General features: G+C 72.0%; 14 protein-coding genes. 9 read left to right on the top strand and 5 right to left on the bottom strand.

Annotation, left to right across the window (positions count from 1 at the left end; translation table 11 throughout):
• Positions 1-86: 86 nt before the first annotated feature.
• Positions 87-1,463 (top strand): APC family permease, encoded by a 1,377-nt coding sequence (locus KOI35_RS10310; protein ID WP_215785935.1) that lies wholly within the window; start codon positions 87-89, stop codon positions 1,461-1,463.
• Entirely contained in the window at positions 1,460-2,476 is a 1,017-nt protein-coding gene (locus tag KOI35_RS10305; RefSeq protein WP_215785934.1) for an acetamidase/formamidase family protein, read from the top strand. The genes KOI35_RS10310 and KOI35_RS10305 overlap by 4 nt, the downstream gene beginning before the upstream one ends.
• Here the strand turns inward: KOI35_RS10305 and KOI35_RS10300 are convergent.
• Entirely contained in the window at positions 2,460-5,189 is a 2,730-nt protein-coding gene (locus KOI35_RS10300) for an AAA family ATPase (protein ID WP_308120890.1), read from the bottom strand. The genes KOI35_RS10305 and KOI35_RS10300 overlap by 17 nt on opposite strands.
• A complete protein-coding gene (locus tag KOI35_RS10295) occupies positions 5,156-5,350 on the bottom strand; it encodes a hypothetical protein (protein WP_215785930.1) in 195 nt (64 codons plus the stop codon). Before KOI35_RS10295 ends, KOI35_RS10300 begins: the two co-directional genes overlap by 34 nt.
• A 342-nt stretch (positions 5,351-5,692) precedes the next feature.
• On the opposite strand from KOI35_RS10295, the gene KOI35_RS48845 reads away from it, so the two are divergent.
• Genes KOI35_RS48845 through KOI35_RS10265 form a run of 6 tightly spaced genes read left to right on the top strand, consistent with a single transcriptional unit; the run spans position 5,693 to position 12,283 of the window.
• The gene (locus KOI35_RS48845; protein ID WP_215785928.1) at positions 5,693-6,910 is read left to right on the top strand and encodes a PucR family transcriptional regulator; all 1,218 of its coding nucleotides are present in this window, start codon (positions 5,693-5,695) and stop codon (positions 6,908-6,910) included.
• A 33-nt stretch (positions 6,911-6,943) separates the two neighbouring features.
• Positions 6,944-7,615 (top strand): hypothetical protein, encoded by a 672-nt coding sequence (locus KOI35_RS10285; protein ID WP_215785927.1) that lies wholly within the window; start codon positions 6,944-6,946, stop codon positions 7,613-7,615.
• A gap of 5 nt (positions 7,616-7,620) precedes the next feature.
• Complete coding sequence (locus KOI35_RS10280) at positions 7,621-8,997, top strand: Dyp-type peroxidase (protein WP_215785925.1); 1,377 nt, start codon at positions 7,621-7,623, stop codon at positions 8,995-8,997.
• 57 nt (positions 8,998-9,054) lie between these two features.
• Positions 9,055-10,170, top strand: coding sequence for a DUF4331 family protein (locus KOI35_RS10275; RefSeq protein ID WP_215785923.1), 1,116 nt, complete (start codon positions 9,055-9,057; stop codon positions 10,168-10,170).
• Entirely contained in the window at positions 10,167-11,099 is a 933-nt protein-coding gene (locus KOI35_RS10270; protein WP_215785921.1) for a tetratricopeptide repeat protein, read from the top strand. Before KOI35_RS10275 ends, KOI35_RS10270 begins: the two co-directional genes overlap by 4 nt.
• Positions 11,096-12,283: a PucR family transcriptional regulator gene (locus KOI35_RS10265; RefSeq protein ID WP_215785920.1), complete on the top strand. Its 1,188-nt coding sequence runs from the start codon at positions 11,096-11,098 to the stop codon at positions 12,281-12,283. The genes KOI35_RS10270 and KOI35_RS10265 overlap by 4 nt, the downstream gene beginning before the upstream one ends.
• Before the next feature lie 6 nt (positions 12,284-12,289).
• Here KOI35_RS10265 and KOI35_RS10260 read toward each other — a convergent pair whose 3' ends face one another.
• The 3 genes from KOI35_RS10260 to KOI35_RS10250 all read right to left on the bottom strand — a co-directional run bounded on the left by KOI35_RS10260 (position 12,290) and on the right by KOI35_RS10250 (position 14,793).
• The gene (locus KOI35_RS10260) at positions 12,290-12,859 is read right to left on the bottom strand and encodes an HdeD family acid-resistance protein (protein ID WP_215785918.1); all 570 of its coding nucleotides are present in this window, start codon (positions 12,857-12,859) and stop codon (positions 12,290-12,292) included.
• 1 nt (position 12,860) lies between these two features.
• The gene (locus KOI35_RS10255; RefSeq protein ID WP_215785916.1) at positions 12,861-13,472 is read right to left on the bottom strand and encodes a DUF1269 domain-containing protein; all 612 of its coding nucleotides are present in this window, start codon (positions 13,470-13,472) and stop codon (positions 12,861-12,863) included.
• A 133-nt stretch (positions 13,473-13,605) separates the two neighbouring features.
• A complete protein-coding gene (locus KOI35_RS10250) occupies positions 13,606-14,793 on the bottom strand; it encodes a PucR family transcriptional regulator (RefSeq protein ID WP_215785914.1) in 1,188 nt (395 codons plus the stop codon).
• 111 nt (positions 14,794-14,904) lie between these two features.
• Here KOI35_RS10250 and KOI35_RS10245 point away from each other — a divergent pair, with 111 nt between their 5' ends.
• A complete protein-coding gene (locus tag KOI35_RS10245) occupies positions 14,905-15,975 on the top strand; it encodes a ferredoxin reductase (RefSeq protein WP_215785912.1) in 1,071 nt (356 codons plus the stop codon).
• Positions 15,976-15,983 lie beyond the last annotated feature (8 nt).

The raw sequence follows: 15,983 nt of genomic DNA, 5'->3' as shown, positions 1-15,983 counted from the left end.
CAAAATGACGCCCAGATGACGAATACGTGTCCACTGACACACCCGACCGTGACGAGATCGAAGTATTTCGATTAGCGTTCGTGCTTATGGCTGACCTCGAGAAGTTCGGGTATCGGCAGGAGCTCAGCCGGTCGCTGAGCTTCACCGATCTGCTGATCTACGGGCTCATCTTCATGGTGCCGATCGCCCCGTTCGGGATCTTCGGCAGCGTCTACAGCGGTTCGGGCGGAATGGTCGCCCTGGCCTACGTCGTCGGCATGGTCGCGATGATGTTCACCGCGCTCTCGTACGCCCAGATGGTCCGCGCCTTTCCGATGGCCGGCTCGGTCTACAGCTACGCCGGCCGCGGCATCGCCCCGCCGGTCGGATTCCTGGCCGGGTGGGTGATTCTGCTCGACTACGTGCTGGTGCCGGGGCTGCTCTATCTGGTGGCGAGCGTCGCCATGCACTCGCTCGTGCCGGGCGTGCCGGTCTGGCTCTGGCTGGTCGTCTTCGTCCTGCTCAACACGGCGGTCAACTATCTCGGCATCAAGATGACGGCCCGGGTCAACCGGGTCATGCTGGCCGCCGAACTGGTCATTCTGGTGATCTTCCTGGTCGTCGGGGTGGTGGCGCTCGCCGACGGCAAGGGCGACGGCTTCTCGTGGCGGCCACTGTTCGACGCGGACACGTTCTCGTGGTCGGTCGTCTTCGGGGCGGTGTCGATCGCCGTGCTGTCGTTCCTCGGGTTCGACGGCATCTCGATGCTGGCCGAGGAGAGCCGCGAGGAGGCCCGCCAGATCGGCCGGGCCATGGTCGGCGCGCTGCTGCTGGCCGGGTCGCTGTTCGTGGTGCAGACCTGGGTGGCCGCGCTGCTCGTGCCGGACGCGCCGGGGCTGCTGGCCGACGGCGATCCCGACGGCACCGCGTTCTACGACGCGGCCCGGGTGGCCGGGGGCGGCTGGCTGGCCAGTCTGACCGCGCTGGCCACCGCGATCGCCTGGGGCTTCGCGAACTCGCTGGTGGCTCAGGCCGCGACCAGCCGGCTGCTCTACGCGATGGCCCGCGACCGGCAGATGCCGCGGTTCCTGAGCCGGATCAACGAGCGGCACCGCGTGCCGGCCAACGCCACCCTGCTCGTGGCGGCGGTCTCGCTCGTTCTCGGCCTCTACATGGCGAGCCGCGACGACGGGATCTCGCTGCTCTCGACGCTGGTCAACTTCGGCGCGATGACCGCGTTCCTGGCGTTGCACGTCGCCGTCGTCGTGCACTACGTCGTGCGGCGGCGCAGCCGGGACTGGTGGCGGCACCTGGTCGTACCGGTGATCGGGTTCCTGATCCTGCTCTACGTAGTGATCAACGCGAACATCGCCGCCCAGGTTCTCGGGTTCGCGTGGCTCGGGGTTGGTGTGATCGTGCTTATCGTCTTCTACGTCACGGGCCGCCGTCCGGTACTGGCCGGCCTGGACGAGCCCGAGGAGTGAAAGTGGATGTCGTCAGCTACCGCCCTGCGCCCGACGAGCTGTCCTACACCTTCGGTGGGCGGGAGCCCGTACGGAGGGTCAAACCCGGAACCGTGCTCGAGCTCTACACCGAGGACTGCTTCGGCGGGCGGGTACAGAACGTGGACGACCTGCCCTCGGTGGTGTGCGAGTTCCCCTATCTCAACCCGGTGACCGGGCCGATCCACGTCGAGGGGGCCGAGCCGGGCGACACCCTGGCCGTGCACTTCGTCGAGATCGTGCCCGCCCGCGACTGGGCCGTCTCGTCGACGTTTCCGCACTTCGGGGCACTGACCGGCACCCACACCACGGCCATGCTGCACGCGCCGCTGGACGAGCTGGTCTGGCGCTACGACGTGGATCGCACGAAGGGCACAGTGCGCTACCGGGCGCGGCGCAGCGACTACACGGTCGAGCTGCCGCTGGACCCCATGCACGGCACCGCGGGCGTGGCCCCGGCCGCGTTCGAGAGCCGCATGACGATCGTGCCGGACGCGCACGGTGGCAACCTGGACACGCCGGAGCTGCGGGCCGGGGTGACGGCGTACTTCGGGGTGAACGTGCCGGGAGCGCTGTTCGCGCTGGGTGACGGGCACTGCCGGCAAGGAGACGGCGAGGTCTGCGGTACGGGCGTCGAGGCGGCCATGAACACGACGGTGATCCTCGACGTGATCAAGGGCGTGGCGACGCCGACACCGCGGTTCGAGACCGACACGGCGCTCATGTCGGCCGGGTCGGCCCGGCCGCTCGAGGACGCGTACCGGATGAGCCAGCACGACCTGGTGACCTGGACCGCCGGGCTGGTCGGGCTGGACGTGCTCGACGCGTACCAGCTGATCAGCCAGGCCGGCGAGGCGCCGGTGGGCAACGTGTGCGACCCGAACTACACGATGCTGGCCAAGGTCGGGAAAAGGTATCTGGGCGGCGCCGAGGCGTACGAGGGAATGCACTCCCGCCTGCGCACGGCGGCTGCGGAGTTCAGCCGCGGCCGATGATGTCGCCGACCTCGGTGCGGGAGGCGATGCCGAGCTTGCGCAGGATGTTGGAGACGTGCACGGCGGCCGTCTTCGGAGAGATGTAGAGCCGGCGGGCCAGCTCCGTGTTGGTCAGGCCGTCACTGATCAGCACGGCCACCTCGCGCTCGCGCGGGGTCAGCGCGGCCGGACCGGTGACCGCGGGCGGCGCGTCGGTGAGGCCGAGCCGGGTGCGGATCTGCGCCAGCTGGGCCACCCGCCAGCCGCCCCAGTCGGCCAGCAGACCGGCGGCCGCCTCGACCTGCGCGGTGGCCTCCTCGACCCGGCCCGCCGCCAGCAGGCAGCGGGCGGCACCGATCCGCACGGTGCCCCGCCGGGGCGGGCTCAGGATGTGCGCCTCCACGATGGACAGGTAGCCCTCGAGCGCCTCGGCGTGCCGCCCGTGCGCCTCCGCGACCTGCGCCTCGACCAGCGTGCGGTAGGCGTCCCACACCTCGGCGTCGAGCAGATCGGCGGCGATCTCGTCGAGCCGGGACACCGGCAGGCCGAGTTCGAGTGCGGCCGAGACCAGGTCGTGCGCCTGTTCCCCGCTGCGCCAGGTCAGCTGGGCCAGGTCGGCGACCAGGTCGTCGAGGGCCGCCTCGGCGCCGGTCCGGTCGCCGCGCCGGCAGGCGAGGTGGAACACCAGGCCCGAGATCGTGTTCGGCGGGTTGTTGGGCAGCGCCGCCAGGTCGGCGATGACCGGCCCGACCCGGTCGAGCTCGCCTGCCTCGAGATAGAGCCCGGCCAGGAAGACACCGTGGAAATCGGCCCAGCGGCCGCGGCGCCGGTAGTGCAGGTCGAGGTCGCGGCCCTCCTCGAGCGCCGCGATGGCCGCTCGCAGATCCCCGGCCCGCATGGCCAGCCGGGCCCGGCCCTGGTAGTAGGCGGCGACCGACATCGACTCGAACCCGGCGCGTTCGGCGTCGACCCGCATCCGCTCCAGGATCTCGGCGTAGTCGGTCGGCGAGGTCGGCGGCACACCCTGGACCAGCGTGTTGAGGGCCCGGGCGGCCAGCACCCACTCCCCCGCCTTCTCGGCCTCGTCGACCAGGCCGGAGAGGATCTCGTGACCCGCGGCCGAGTCGAGCGGCCGCTCGCTGAGGGCCGAGCCCTTCTCCAGCAGCGCGGCCAGGCGCACGTCGGGCAGGTCGAACTCGGCGGCCAGGGCGAGCGCGCGATCGGACCACAGGACGGCGGCGTCGAGGTCGTCGCGCAGATAGGTCGACTGGGCGATCGCGGTCATCGCCCGGGCCTGGTCGGCGCCCGGCGGGAGCTGCGCGATCAACGTCTCGATCTCGGCGGTCAGGGGGCGCATCTCGTCGTACAGCCGAGACTCCCAGGCCAGCCGGATCAGCAGATAGAGCGACTCGGCCCGGTCGGTCGCGGTGGTGGCCAGGTCACGCCACCGGCGGCCGTAGCGCAGGGCGTCGTCGAGCAGGCCGCCCAGCCACGCCGCGCGGGCCGCGCCGGCCAGTAGCTCGCCGTCGTCCGGCGCCTCACCCAGCCCCGTCTCGGCCAGCTGCAGGGCCTGGTAGGCGGAACCGATCGACAGGTAGAGCGCAGTGCCGCGACGGGCCGCGGCGACCAGATCGTCATAGCGGCCGGCGCCCTGGGCGTGGTGGGCCACCATCGCCGGATCGGAGCCGCCGCTGCGCAACAGCACGTCGAGCGCGGCCTCGTGCAGCCGGCGGCGCTGCCGGCCGAGCATCTGGGCGCCGATCGCCTCGCGCAGCAGCGCGTGCCGGAACGCGAACTCGTCCTCGCCGGTCTCGACCAGCACGCCCCGCGTCACCAGCTCGCGCAGCGCGGCGATCAGTTCGTCCTCGCCGGTGCCGGTGACGTCGGCGAGCAGGTCGAACGGGATGCTCTGGCCGAGCACGGCGGCCGCCTCGACGACGCGGTGGACGGCCGGGCCGAGGTCGTCGACCTGGCGGCGCAGCACGTCGGCCAGGCTCCACGGCAGGGGCTCGTCGACCAGCCGCTCGAGGTCGTGGCCGGGCAGGGCGCGCAGGAGCTCCTCGAGAAAGAACGGATTTCCGCCCGTACGGTGGTGCAGCGCGGCCACCGCCCGTAACGGCGCCGGAGCACCGGTCGCCGCGGCCAGGAACGCGGCGGTCTGCGCGGCGGTGAACCGGTCCAGCCGGACGTGGGTGACCGCGTGCCGGCGCTCCATGCGGGCCAGCAGGGCCGCGGCCGGCTGGCGGTGGGTCACCTCGTCGGGCCGGTAGGTGCCGATCAGCAGGCGCGGACCGCGCTGGTCGGCGATCCGCTCGAACAGGGCCGCGCTCTCGGAGTCGGCCCAGTGCAGATCCTCGAACACGATGACGGCGGGCGCCTCGCCGATCAGGCCGGCCAGCAGATCCAGGCCCGCGTGCAGCCGTTCGACCGGGCTGCGCCGCGCGTCGGTGACGGCCGCCAGTTGATCGCCGTCGACCGGCCGGCCGTCGATCGCGTCGAGCAGCACCTCGTAGGGCCGGGACAACGACCCCGGCTCGGCCTGACCGACCAGCACCACGGTGTCGGCCGGCACAGTGGCCAGCAGCTCCTGCACCAGCCGGGTCTTGCCGATGCCGGGTTCGCCCGCGACGATCGCGACGGCCGGCTCACGCGAAGAGGCGAGCCGCACCAACCGGCGCAGCTCGCCCTCACGCCCGATCATCACCGGGCCGGCACCGCCGCGAGTGGCTCGCACGACGCCAGGGTACCGGTGGGTTGTCCGCGACCGTTCTGCGCTTTGCGGGCCTTGCGGGCGGCGCGGGCGCTGGTGAGCAGACGGTGCCGGTCCTGCTCGGCGATCAGTTCGCGGTGGTGGTCGTTGGCCATGGTCAGAAGGAAATCCGGGTGCATCAACATGTCTTCATCCTCGGTCGGCGGGCGCCTCGGCACATCGGTCGCACCCACCTATTTCCGCAGCTCAGAGACGTTTAGGCGGCGCCTGTGACACGGCCTAGGTATACCTAGGAGATGGCTCGGATCCTTATCGTGACGGCGGGTTCCCTGGCCGGTGCAGGGGGTGCCGGAGCGGCCCTGACCTGACCGCCGGGTCGCTGGCCGCCGCGCTGGGCTCGTGCACCAGCAAAACGGAGTATCGCGACCGCGCCGTTGGGCTCGGCGCCAGGATCCGGGCCGAGGACGGCGCTTTCGTCGTGCTCTCGCACATCGAGAAGGCCTGTTCACGCCCGTAGGATCGGCAGGGTGACGCTCGACGAATCGTTGCACCTGTTCTCCGACGAACTCTACGAACTGGAGGGGCCGATCGTCCGGCACCTCGCCCGGCTGGTCATGGACTCGGACGGCACGATGCGGGCGAGCGGCCTGACCGAGGAGGAGCTCGTCGCGCTCGTCACCGCCCGGCACAAGGCGATGATGATCGCGCTGCACCGGCGGCACGTCACCGGTGACGCGGATACCGAGGTCGACGAGTCGGCCGCTCAGGCCGAGGGGGCGGCCCTGGCCCGGCACGGGGTGCCGCTGGCGGCCGCCCTGCTCGCGGAGACGGCGCGGCCCGCGTACGTGTGGGAACAGATGTTGAAGTTGGCGACGACCCGCGGGCTCGAGCCGACCGTGCTGGTGGCCCTGGCGTCCGACATGTTCGCGTTCGTCGAGCGGGAGGTCGCGGTCAAGAAGGCGGCCTGGCTGGCCGAGAGCAGCTTCCGGGCGGCCGAGCGCGGGGAGACCCGGGCCGCCCTGATCGAAGCGCTGTTCGGCGGGGCCGAGCTCGGCATGATCACGCGGTGGGAGGCGGCGGAGCTCCTCCGGTTGCCCCGGACCGGACCGTACGTGGTGGTGGTCGCGGCCGGCGGCGGCGATCCGGCCGCGGTCGAGCGGGCCCTGGACACGGCCGGATTCCGGTCGGCCTGGCGCGAACGGCCCGACACCAGCACCGGGATCGTCGCCCTGCCGCTCGGCGACGACAACATCGACGACGTCGTGAAGGCCATCGAGAGCTGGGGCCGCTTCGGGATGAGCCCCGTGTTCGAGCGCCTGGACGAGACCGCGCGAGCCGTCGACTACGCCCGGATCGCCGCCGTGGCCTCGGCCGGCTCGGCGGCGGTGACCGTGTTCGACCGGCATCCGCTCGCGGTCGCCTCGGCCGCGGCCCCCGAGGTCACCGCCCGGGTGGCCCGCCACGTGCTGGCCGGGCTGGACGAGCTCGAGCCGGCCCACCGCCGGATGCTGCTGGACACCTTCCAGGCCTGGCTCGACGCCGACGGGTCGACCGCCGAGACCGCCCGGGTGCTGTTCCTGCACCGCAACTCGGTGCGGCAGCGGCTGGCCCGCTTCGAGCAGCTGGTCGGGCGGTCGCTGTCGTCACCGCAGGACGTCACCGAGCTGACCATCGCGCTGTGGGCCGACCGGCGCAATGGTCCGGTGCCCGGTCAACGCGACGGCACACGGGGCACCGGCACGTAGACCATGGTCCGGTGCGGCGACAAGCCTGGAGGCATGACTGAGAACGCCACCGGAAACACCTGGGGCCTGCGCGACCCGGGCCTGACCATGACCGGCGACGGTCCCAACGAGGTGCACGAGTTCACCGGCATGTGGCCGCTGAAGCCCGAGACCGATCTGGCCCTGATGGCCTCGAAGTTCACCGAGGACTGGTTCCTGCCGACCACGGCCAAGCTGGGCCTGATCCGTACGGCCCGCTGGTTCGTGGCCCGGGTCTCCGACTTCGACGGCTATGCGCTGTTCTTCATCTCCCAGTTCGACGGCGACCTGCAGAAGTACTTCGACGACTTCGTCTACAACGGGCGCGACAACCTGCTCAAGGTCTGGGGTCAGTGCCAGGGCTGCCCGGACGGGCCCGAGGACACCGCCCGCGACATCGTGCGCTTCATCGCCGCCGGGCAGATCCGCACGCTGGCCATCTACGACGGCTTCCCCGAGGTCAGCTACACGCAGGTCAGCCGGCTGGCCGACTGGTACCGCAAGGCTCAGGACTTCCAGCGGGCGGTCAGCAAGGCCGACGCCCCGCTGCAGGAGACCGTCGACGCCTATCTGGCCGCCCTCGCCGAGCCGGCCCCGTTCCTGGCCAACGCCGCGTCGATCGACACCGCGGCCGGCACCGGCAACTGGCAGTACGAGGATGTCGCCGACCGGCTGCCGAAGGGCTGAGCCGGATGCTGACGGCCGCCGACCTGAAGGGCGAGCTCGACGACATCCAGCCCAACGTGGTCACCCCGATCAAGATGCGCTGCGGGCGGCACATCTTCGTGCATTTCGACGACGGCGAGGCCGCGCGCCGGTGGCTGGCCGCGATGCTCGAGGCGGCCCGCCGGCCCGAGCATTTCACGATCAACCTCGGTCTCACGTACGCGGGACTGACCGCTCTCGGCATGTCGCGGGAGGCGCTCGACTCGTTCCCGCAGGCGTTCCGGGAGGGCCCGCGGGCACGCGCGGCCCGGCTCGGTGATGTCGGGGTGCACGCACCCGAGCACTGGGAGGGCGGCCTGGGCGGGCCGGACATCCACGCGCTGGTGCTCGTCCGCACACCGACCGAGCAGGCCCGCGAGCTGGCCACCCGGATCCTGCGCGACGGCATGCGGGCCACCGGCGGCGTCACGGTCCGCTTCGTGCAGGACACCGACGCGCTCGTCCACGAGGACGGGACCGGGGCCGAGGGCGAGCACTTCGGCTTCGTCGACCCCATCTCGAACCCGCCGGTCGAGGGCAACGCCGAACCCTCGTACGCCGGGGACGGGGTGCTCGAGCCGGACGGATCCTGGCGGGCCGTCAAGCCGGGCGAGTTCCTCCTCGGTTACGAGGACGAGGTGGGCGAGACGATCTCCGGTCCGGAGCCGTTCGACCTCAAGCGGAACGGGACGTTCCTGGTGTTCCGCAAGCTCCGGCAGGACGTGGCCGGCTTCCGGCGGTTCGTCGCCACGACCGCCGCGCGTCTCTATGGCAGCGACGCCCGGCCCGACCAGGACCGGGTGGCGGCGAAGATGATGGGGCGCTGGCCCAGCGGCTGCCCGGTCGACCTCTCCCCCGACCACGACGACCCGTCGCTGGCGCACGACCTGACGCGGCGCAACGATTTCACGTACGAGGGGGACGACGAGGGGCGCCGCTGCCCGCTCGGGGCCCATCTGCGGCGCAGCAACCCGCGGGCCACTCCCCTGGCCCGTAATACGGTCGTGCAGCGGCACCGGCTGATCCGGCGCTCGGTCGAGTACGGGCCGCTGGTGCCGGACGACGTCATCGAGGACGACGGCGTCGATCGCGGATTGTGCGTGCTGATCATCAACGCCGACATCGAGCGGCAGTTCGAGTTCGTGCAGAGCGAGTGGCTCAAGGGCGGCTCGTTCATGGGTCTCGACCCGGCCGAGCAGGACCCGATCCTCGGCGACGGCGGGCCGGACGCGCGGATGACCGTGCCCGGCACCCGGCGGCCCGTGCTCTTCGACCTGCCCGCCTTCACCGCCACCCGCGGCGCCGAGTACCTCTTCGTCCCCGGCCTGAGCGCCCTGCGGGGCATCATCGACCGCCGCTTCTGACTCGTCGCCTTCAGACTCGTCGCCCTCAGACTCGTCGCCCTCAGTAAGGAGCCTGCCATGTCGGACCACTTCAGCGGTCCCGCGGTGATGGGCGACCCCTCGGTCGACCTCACCGACCTGTACGCCTTCGTCAGCCCGGAACGACCCGGCTGGCTAACGGTCGTCGCCAACGTGTTCCCACAGGCGACGTCGGAATCGTTGTTCAGCGACGCGGTCGACTACCGCGTCCTGGTCCGGCCGATCGCCGCCGCCGGCCGCAGCTTCGATGTCACCGGTGACTCCGGCGTGACCGTGACGGCCCGGTTCACGCCACCGGACGATGTCACCGGTGTCCAGGCGGGCCGGATCGTGTCGTCGTCGGGGGCGTTCGTCGACATCGCCCTCGGCGGCGATCCGGTCGAGTCGGGCGGGCTGCGGGCGTACGCGGGGCTGCGGTCCGATCCGTTCTTCATGGATGTGATCGCCGCCCTGCAGTCCGAGACCGAGGGCCGCCTGCTCTACGCGGCGCCGGGCAGCAACGCGCTGGACCGCTTCGACGTGCTCAGCCTCGTGGTGGAGGTGCCGATCGACGCCGCCCTGGGCACCGGCCTGGTCGGCGTCGCGGCCGAGGTGGTGTCGACGCCGGGCCGCAAGCCGGTCCGGATCGAGCGGCTGGGCCGGCCCGAGATCAAGAACTACGTGCTCAGCGGGTCCGAGCACGACCAGCGGTTCGCCGGGCTCGAGATCCGCGACCTCTACAACCGGGAGGATCCGTTCGCGATCTCACCGGTCTACCGGACGGTCTACGAGTCGCGCTTCGACGCCCAGCTGTCGTTCCTCGACACCCTGGACGGCTCGAACGACTGGGCCCTCGCCCCGGACGGCGCGCACCCACTGCGGCCGCTGCTGATGGCCGACTTCCTGGTGGTGGACCCGCATCTGCCGTTCGCCCCGGACGGCTACTTCGAGATCGAGCGGGCGCTGCTCGAGGGCCGCCCGCACCGCACGTCGGGCGGGCGGTGGCTGGACGACGACTTCTTCGACACGTTCCTGACCATCGTGACCACCGCCGGGCGCCGCACGCTCAGTGATGGCGTCGACGGTCCGACCGTTCCGGCTTCGCATTTCTTCCCGTACGTCGTAGCGCCGAACCTGGCAGTCGACCTGCCGGTGCCCGCGCTGCCGGGGTCATGAGGCGCTACACGCACGGCCGCATCGCCCTGTCGAACCTGGACGCGTCGATCCGCACCGCCCGGACCGGCCTGGCCGACCTGCTGTTTCTCCGCGCCGACGTGCGGGGCCGGATCGCCGACACCCGCCGGGCCCTGGCTCTCCTGGATGACACCGGTGACTTCGCGCCGATGGCCCGGGCCCGCGCGGCCGGCCGGCTGCACCGGTTCGACTCGGCACACCGGTTCCTTGACCGGGCGCCCACCGGTGACATCGGTGTCACCGACGAGCGAGCCGCGCTGTGGCAGGCCCAGGGCCGGTTCGACGACGCTCTCCGGCTCCGCCAAGAGGCCGTCGCGGAGCGGCCCGGGCTGCCGACGTGGGGCGGGCTCGCCGTGCTGCTCGTCGAACTCGGCCGGCCCGGCGAGGCCCGCGACGCGATGCGGTCGGCCCTCGCCGCGGATCGGGGCACGTCCCCGTTCGCCGCCGCCCAACTGCTGTTCGGCTGGGCGGCGGCCGCCCTGGGTGAGGGCGATCTCGAGACCGCCGCGGCCGGGTTCCGGGCCGTGCTCGAGCTGATCCCCGGGCACGTCCCGGCCCAGGGCCATCTGGCCGAGGTCCACCTCGAACGCGGCGCCACGGTGAAGGCGAGGATCCTGTTGACCCCGTTGCTCGACATCTCCGACGACCCCGAATATCCGGCGACCCTGGCCACCGTCCTGGAGCGGGAGCAGGCGGACCGTACGGTCGTCGAGCCGCTCGTGGAACGCGCGCGGTCGGGCTACGAGCGGCTGCTGGCCGACTGGCCCGAGGCGTACGCGGACCACGCCGCCCACTTCTATCTGACCGCGGGCCGCGATCCGGAGCGGGCCCGCGAGCTGGCCGCGCTCAACCTGGCCAACCGGGACACCCCGCGGGCCCGCCGGCTGATGCACCGGGCCGGTCTCTCATGATCGGCTCCGGTGAGGTGCTGGCCCGGGTGGCCGCCGAAGTGCTCGCCCGCGAGGCCGCGCTGAACGAGCGCATGCTGGCCCGCCTCGTCCGCGAGATCCCGGCCCTGTCCGATCTCGATCAGGCCCTGCGCGCCCGGATCGAGGAGCTGCTGAGCGCCAACCTGCACGACCTCGCGGCCGGGCTGGCCGGGTACGAGATCAACGACCGGCCGCCCACGTCGGCCCTGCTCGACCTGGCTCAACGGCTGGCCGAGCGGGGCATCTCGGCCGAGGACCTGATGCGCGGCTTCCAGGTCGGCCAGGCGATGACGGCCGACGAAGTGGTCGACGTCGTCGCGCTGGTCGCCGGGCCGGACGAGCTCACGGCGGCGTTGCGCGACGTGCTCACCTACACCGGACGGCACATCTACCGCTCGTCCAACGCCGCGCTGCTGGCCCACGCCGAGGCCCAGCAGGAATGGGCCCGGTCGGTCTCGGTCGGGCACGCCCGCCGGGTGGCCGAGGTGCTCGAGACCAGGGCCCTGACCGCCGGGGACGCGTCGGCCGCCCTCGGCTACGACGTCGGCGGGCGCCATCAGGCGCTGGTGCTGTGGCAGCCGGACGCCGCCCTGCCCGCCATGGCGCACCGGCTGCGCCTGCTGAACGGGGTGCGCGGGGTGCTCTACGCCCCGCAGGACGAGTCGCGGGCGCACGGATGGCTCAGCGTCACGACCCGGGCGGTGACCGAGGACCAGCTGCGCCAGGCGGTCGACGGCACCGGCACCCACATCGCGGTCGGCGAGGCGGCCGACGGCTTCGACGGTTTCCGGGCCTCGCACCGCAACGCGCTCGCCGCCGCCGATCTGGCCGTGCTCGCCCCGGCCGACAAGCCGGCCATCACCTGGTATCACGATGTCGCACCGCTGACCTTCCTGGCCCGTGACCCGGTCGCGGCCCGGGCCTGGATCCGGAGTGTGCTCGGGCCGCTGGCCGTGGACAGCGACGAGGCGGCCCGGCTGCGGCAGACGCTGAGCGAATACATTGCGCGCGGCGACAATGCTGCCGTCGCCGCGCGCAAGCTGTTCGTCCATCGCAATACGGTCCTCTACCGCGTCACCCGGGCGTTCGACCTGGTGCCCGAGCCCCACCCGGATCGTCTGGCCCTGGCGCTGGCCCTGGCCTACCGCGAGCGGATCGCCTGGTGAAGCGGGCTACCGGGCGAACGCGGCGATCGCGCCGCTCGTCCGGTGGCCCAGGGAACCGACCGTGAGCAGGTTGATGCCGTCGATCAGCACGTTGACCGAGACCAGCGTGCCGATCAGATAGAGGCTGCTCTCCGGCCACTGGAACATGGCCATCACACCGAGCACGATCGAGCAGACACCCGAGATGATCGACCACACCGAGCGACCACCGTTCAGCACCATCGGGGTGACGATGCGCATGATCCCGATACCGATCAGCACCACGGCCACGGCCAGGGTGATCCCGGCGATCGACGCGCCCAGGTTGGACAGGATGACCACGCCGCCGACGATCGTGAGCGGACCGGTGAGCAGCACGACCCCGAAGCTCGGCCGGTTGTCCCGCCGGACCGAGACGATGGCGGCGATCGTGGCGACCACGCCGGCGCCGACCATGAGCCACCCGAAGAGCGCGACCGAGGTGATGGTCGCGATCCACGTGTAGGCCAGTCCGAGCGCGCCGAGCAGCGCGAGCAGGATGCCGCCGATGATCGCGCCCGTGGATACTTTCTTCACTTCCCGCGCGACGCTGCTCATGTCAGTCGTCCAGCCCGAACCGGGCCCGCAGCTTGGCCTTGCGCTCGTCGAACTTCTCCTCGCGGGCCTGCTTCTTCTGCTCCCGCACGACCCGCCGGGCCTCGGCCTCGGCCGCCTTGCTGGCGTCCTCGGCCGCCTCCAGCTCGGCGAGCACCTCGGACGCGGGGCGGCGGACGACCGTACCGCCGATCTTGCCCATCTCGGTGTCGACCACCTCGATCGCGGGCTCGCGCACCTCGGCGATCAGCGCGGTCGAGCCGGGCGGCACCGCGCGGCTGAAGCCGGCCAGCAGCTCGTCGCCGCGGCTGGCCCGGTCGAGGTCGATGACCCCGCCGATCAGGGCGCCGGTGCCCCAGCCGATGAGCATGCCGAGCGGCCCGCCGAGGATGCCGACGAGCACACCGATCAGGCCGCCGCCCGCGATGCCCTCGCCGATCCGGGTGTCGCCGGCCTCCGGGATGGACAGCCGGCCCCCGGCATCCCGGCTGACCACGGCGGCCCCGATCAGGTCGATGCGACCGTCCGCGGCGGCCGTCCGCAACGTGCTCAGGCCCTGGTAGGCCGAGGCGTCGTCGGCGAACGTCACCGCGACGACATTGTGGATCTCGGTCATGATGCGAGCTCCCTTCGCAGTTCTTCCGTCACCACGAAGTCAACCGAAACCACCCCCGGCCCCGACATGTCACGCGGCCCAACGTCTCACGGCACCTCGCGCCGTGGTTGGGCCCCGGCCCAAGGAACGCCGGCTAAACCGGATCGGGCAGGGTGAGGGCGATGATCAGGGAACTGATCCAGTCGGGGTCGCGCAGGCGGTCGCCGTAGAGCTCGCGCAGCTGGGTCATGCGGTAGCGGACCGTCTGCGGGTGCACGAAGAGCTCGGCCGCCACGTCCTCGCGGCGGCCCTGATGACGCAGCCAGCTGCGCAGGGTCTCGATCAGCTTGTCGACGGTGAGGCCGGGCGCGGCGGTCAGCGGCGCCAGCACCTTGGCCCGCAGGTCGGCCAGGGCCTGCCGGTCGGCCGTGAGCACGAGCGCGGCCAGGTGGTCCTCGGTGTCGACGACCGTGCGGGCGGTCTCGATGCCGGGCAGGCGCAGGGTGCGCACGGCCCGGTCGTAGGAAGACTTGACCGCCAGCCACGGCCGGGCCGGGCCGACCACGGCGCTCTGCCCCCGGAGGAGGCCGGCCACGGCGCCGCGGGAGGCGTCGGGCACCAGCAGCACCGAGTGGTCGGGGGCGGCCGGTCCGGCCTCGCTGAGCCGCAGTGTGCGCCGGTCGAGCAGGTCGACCACCGTACGGGCGGCGTGCTCGGGCACCAGGACGGCGGTGAGGGTCTGCGGGGGCGACCAGTCGGCCCGCTCGGCGGCGACCTCGATCGTGTGCTCGGCCTCGCCCGCGAGCAGGGCCTGGGTGAGCTGTTCGAGGTGCCGCAGCCGGGCCCGGCCCGAGGAGGCCAGCTCGTCGGCGTGCCCGGCCACGCTGGCCGCGGACAGCTCGTCGATGTAGGCGAAGACCAGCTCGGCGAAGTGGGCGATGACCGGGGCGGGCTGGCCGGTGCTCACACTGATCTTGGCCAGTTCGTGCCACGAGACCCGGGCGCCGACCCGGTAGGCGCCGAGCAGCGCGTCCAGGCTGCGGCCGTTGCGCGCCTCGCCGCGGCCCAGCGCGTACGCCCCCTCGAGCGCCGGCCCGAGCGGAGACTGCTGGTCGGGGCCGTCGGCCCGGGCCACCAGTTCGAGGAACGTGCCCAGGGCGGCCCGCACCGCGCGCGCGATCTTCACGCCCAGATCTCCGGCGAACGCCACCGCGTAGGCCGGTACCTCGGCCATGATGGCGTCGATGGTCTGCGTCGCCACGTGGGGCAGCCGCTGCCGCAGCGGCGCGACCACCTCCGGCGAGAGCCGGTACGTCCGCACGTCGGGCAGGCTTTCGGTCACGGCGGTTACTCCGGTTTCACCCATGGCTCTTGTTCCCGGCGAACAAAATACACGGTCCGATTCACTTCGTATGGTCAGGAATCTACCCCAGAAACGCAGGACCCTTGTTACGTGGCTGTTATCAACAACCTGCGGACCGGCGCCTGGCGCGTCGTCGAGCTGATTACTACGCCGGTGGTCCCGTCCGACTACCTCGACGTGATCGCTCCGCTTCGCAACGCCCGGGTGCTGCGGGCCAAGGTCGACGCGGTCCGGCCCGAGACCGACCGGAGCGTCACGCTGGTGCTGCGGCCCGGCCGGGGCTGGGTGCGGCACGAGCCCGGCCAGTACGTCCGTGTGGGTGTGGACGTGGACGGCGTACGGCTGTGGCGCTCGTACTCGATCACCAGCTCACCGGCGCGGCGTGACGGCCGGATCACGATCACGGTCAACGCCGTGCCGGACGGCGTGGTCAGCACCCACCTCGTCAAGAAGGCCCGGCGCGGCATGATCCTGCATCTGGACGTGCCGACCGGCGAGTTCCAGCTGTGCGCGCCGCGGCCGGCCAAGGCGCTGTTCGTCACCGCGGGCAGCGGCATCACTCCGGTCATGGGCATGCTCCGCAGCACGCTGCACGAGCTCTCCGACGTCGTCGTCGTGCACTCGGCGGGCACCCGGGCCGCCGTGGTCTTCGGCGACGAACTGCGCACGCTGGCCGCCGAGGGCCGGATCACGCTGATCGAGCGGCACACCCGCACGGACGGCCGGCTCAAGCCCGCCGACCTCGAGGAACTCGTGCCCGACCTGTTCGAACGGCACACCTGGGCGTGCGGGCCGAACGAGATGCTGGACGCCCTGGAGACCCACTGGGCCGACGGCGAGGCCGCGCACCTGCTGCGCACCGAGCGCTTCCGCCCCACGCTGATCTCCAGCGGCGGGGGCGGCACGGTCACCTTCACCGAATGCGGCACCGTCGTCGAGACCGACGGCTCCGAGCCGCTGCTCGACTCCGGCGAGAACGCGGGCGTGCTGATGCCGTCCGGCTGCCGGATGGGCATCTGTTTCAGCTGCGTGCTGCCGCTGCGCGAGGGCGCCGTGCGCGACCTGCGCGACGGGCAGCTCACCGTCGCCGAGCCGGGCGACAGCATCCCCGTCCAGACCTGCATCTCGGCCGCCGCCGGCCCCTGCAAGATCGGAAACTGAGGACCCGC

The organism is Paractinoplanes bogorensis, from assembly GCF_018829635.1.
In the GTDB taxonomy this organism is placed as follows: Bacteria; Actinomycetota; Actinomycetes; order Mycobacteriales; family Micromonosporaceae; genus Actinoplanes; species Actinoplanes bogorensis.
Note: the sequence above shows the minus strand (reverse complement) of the source record. Positions and strands in the feature narration are given on the sequence as shown.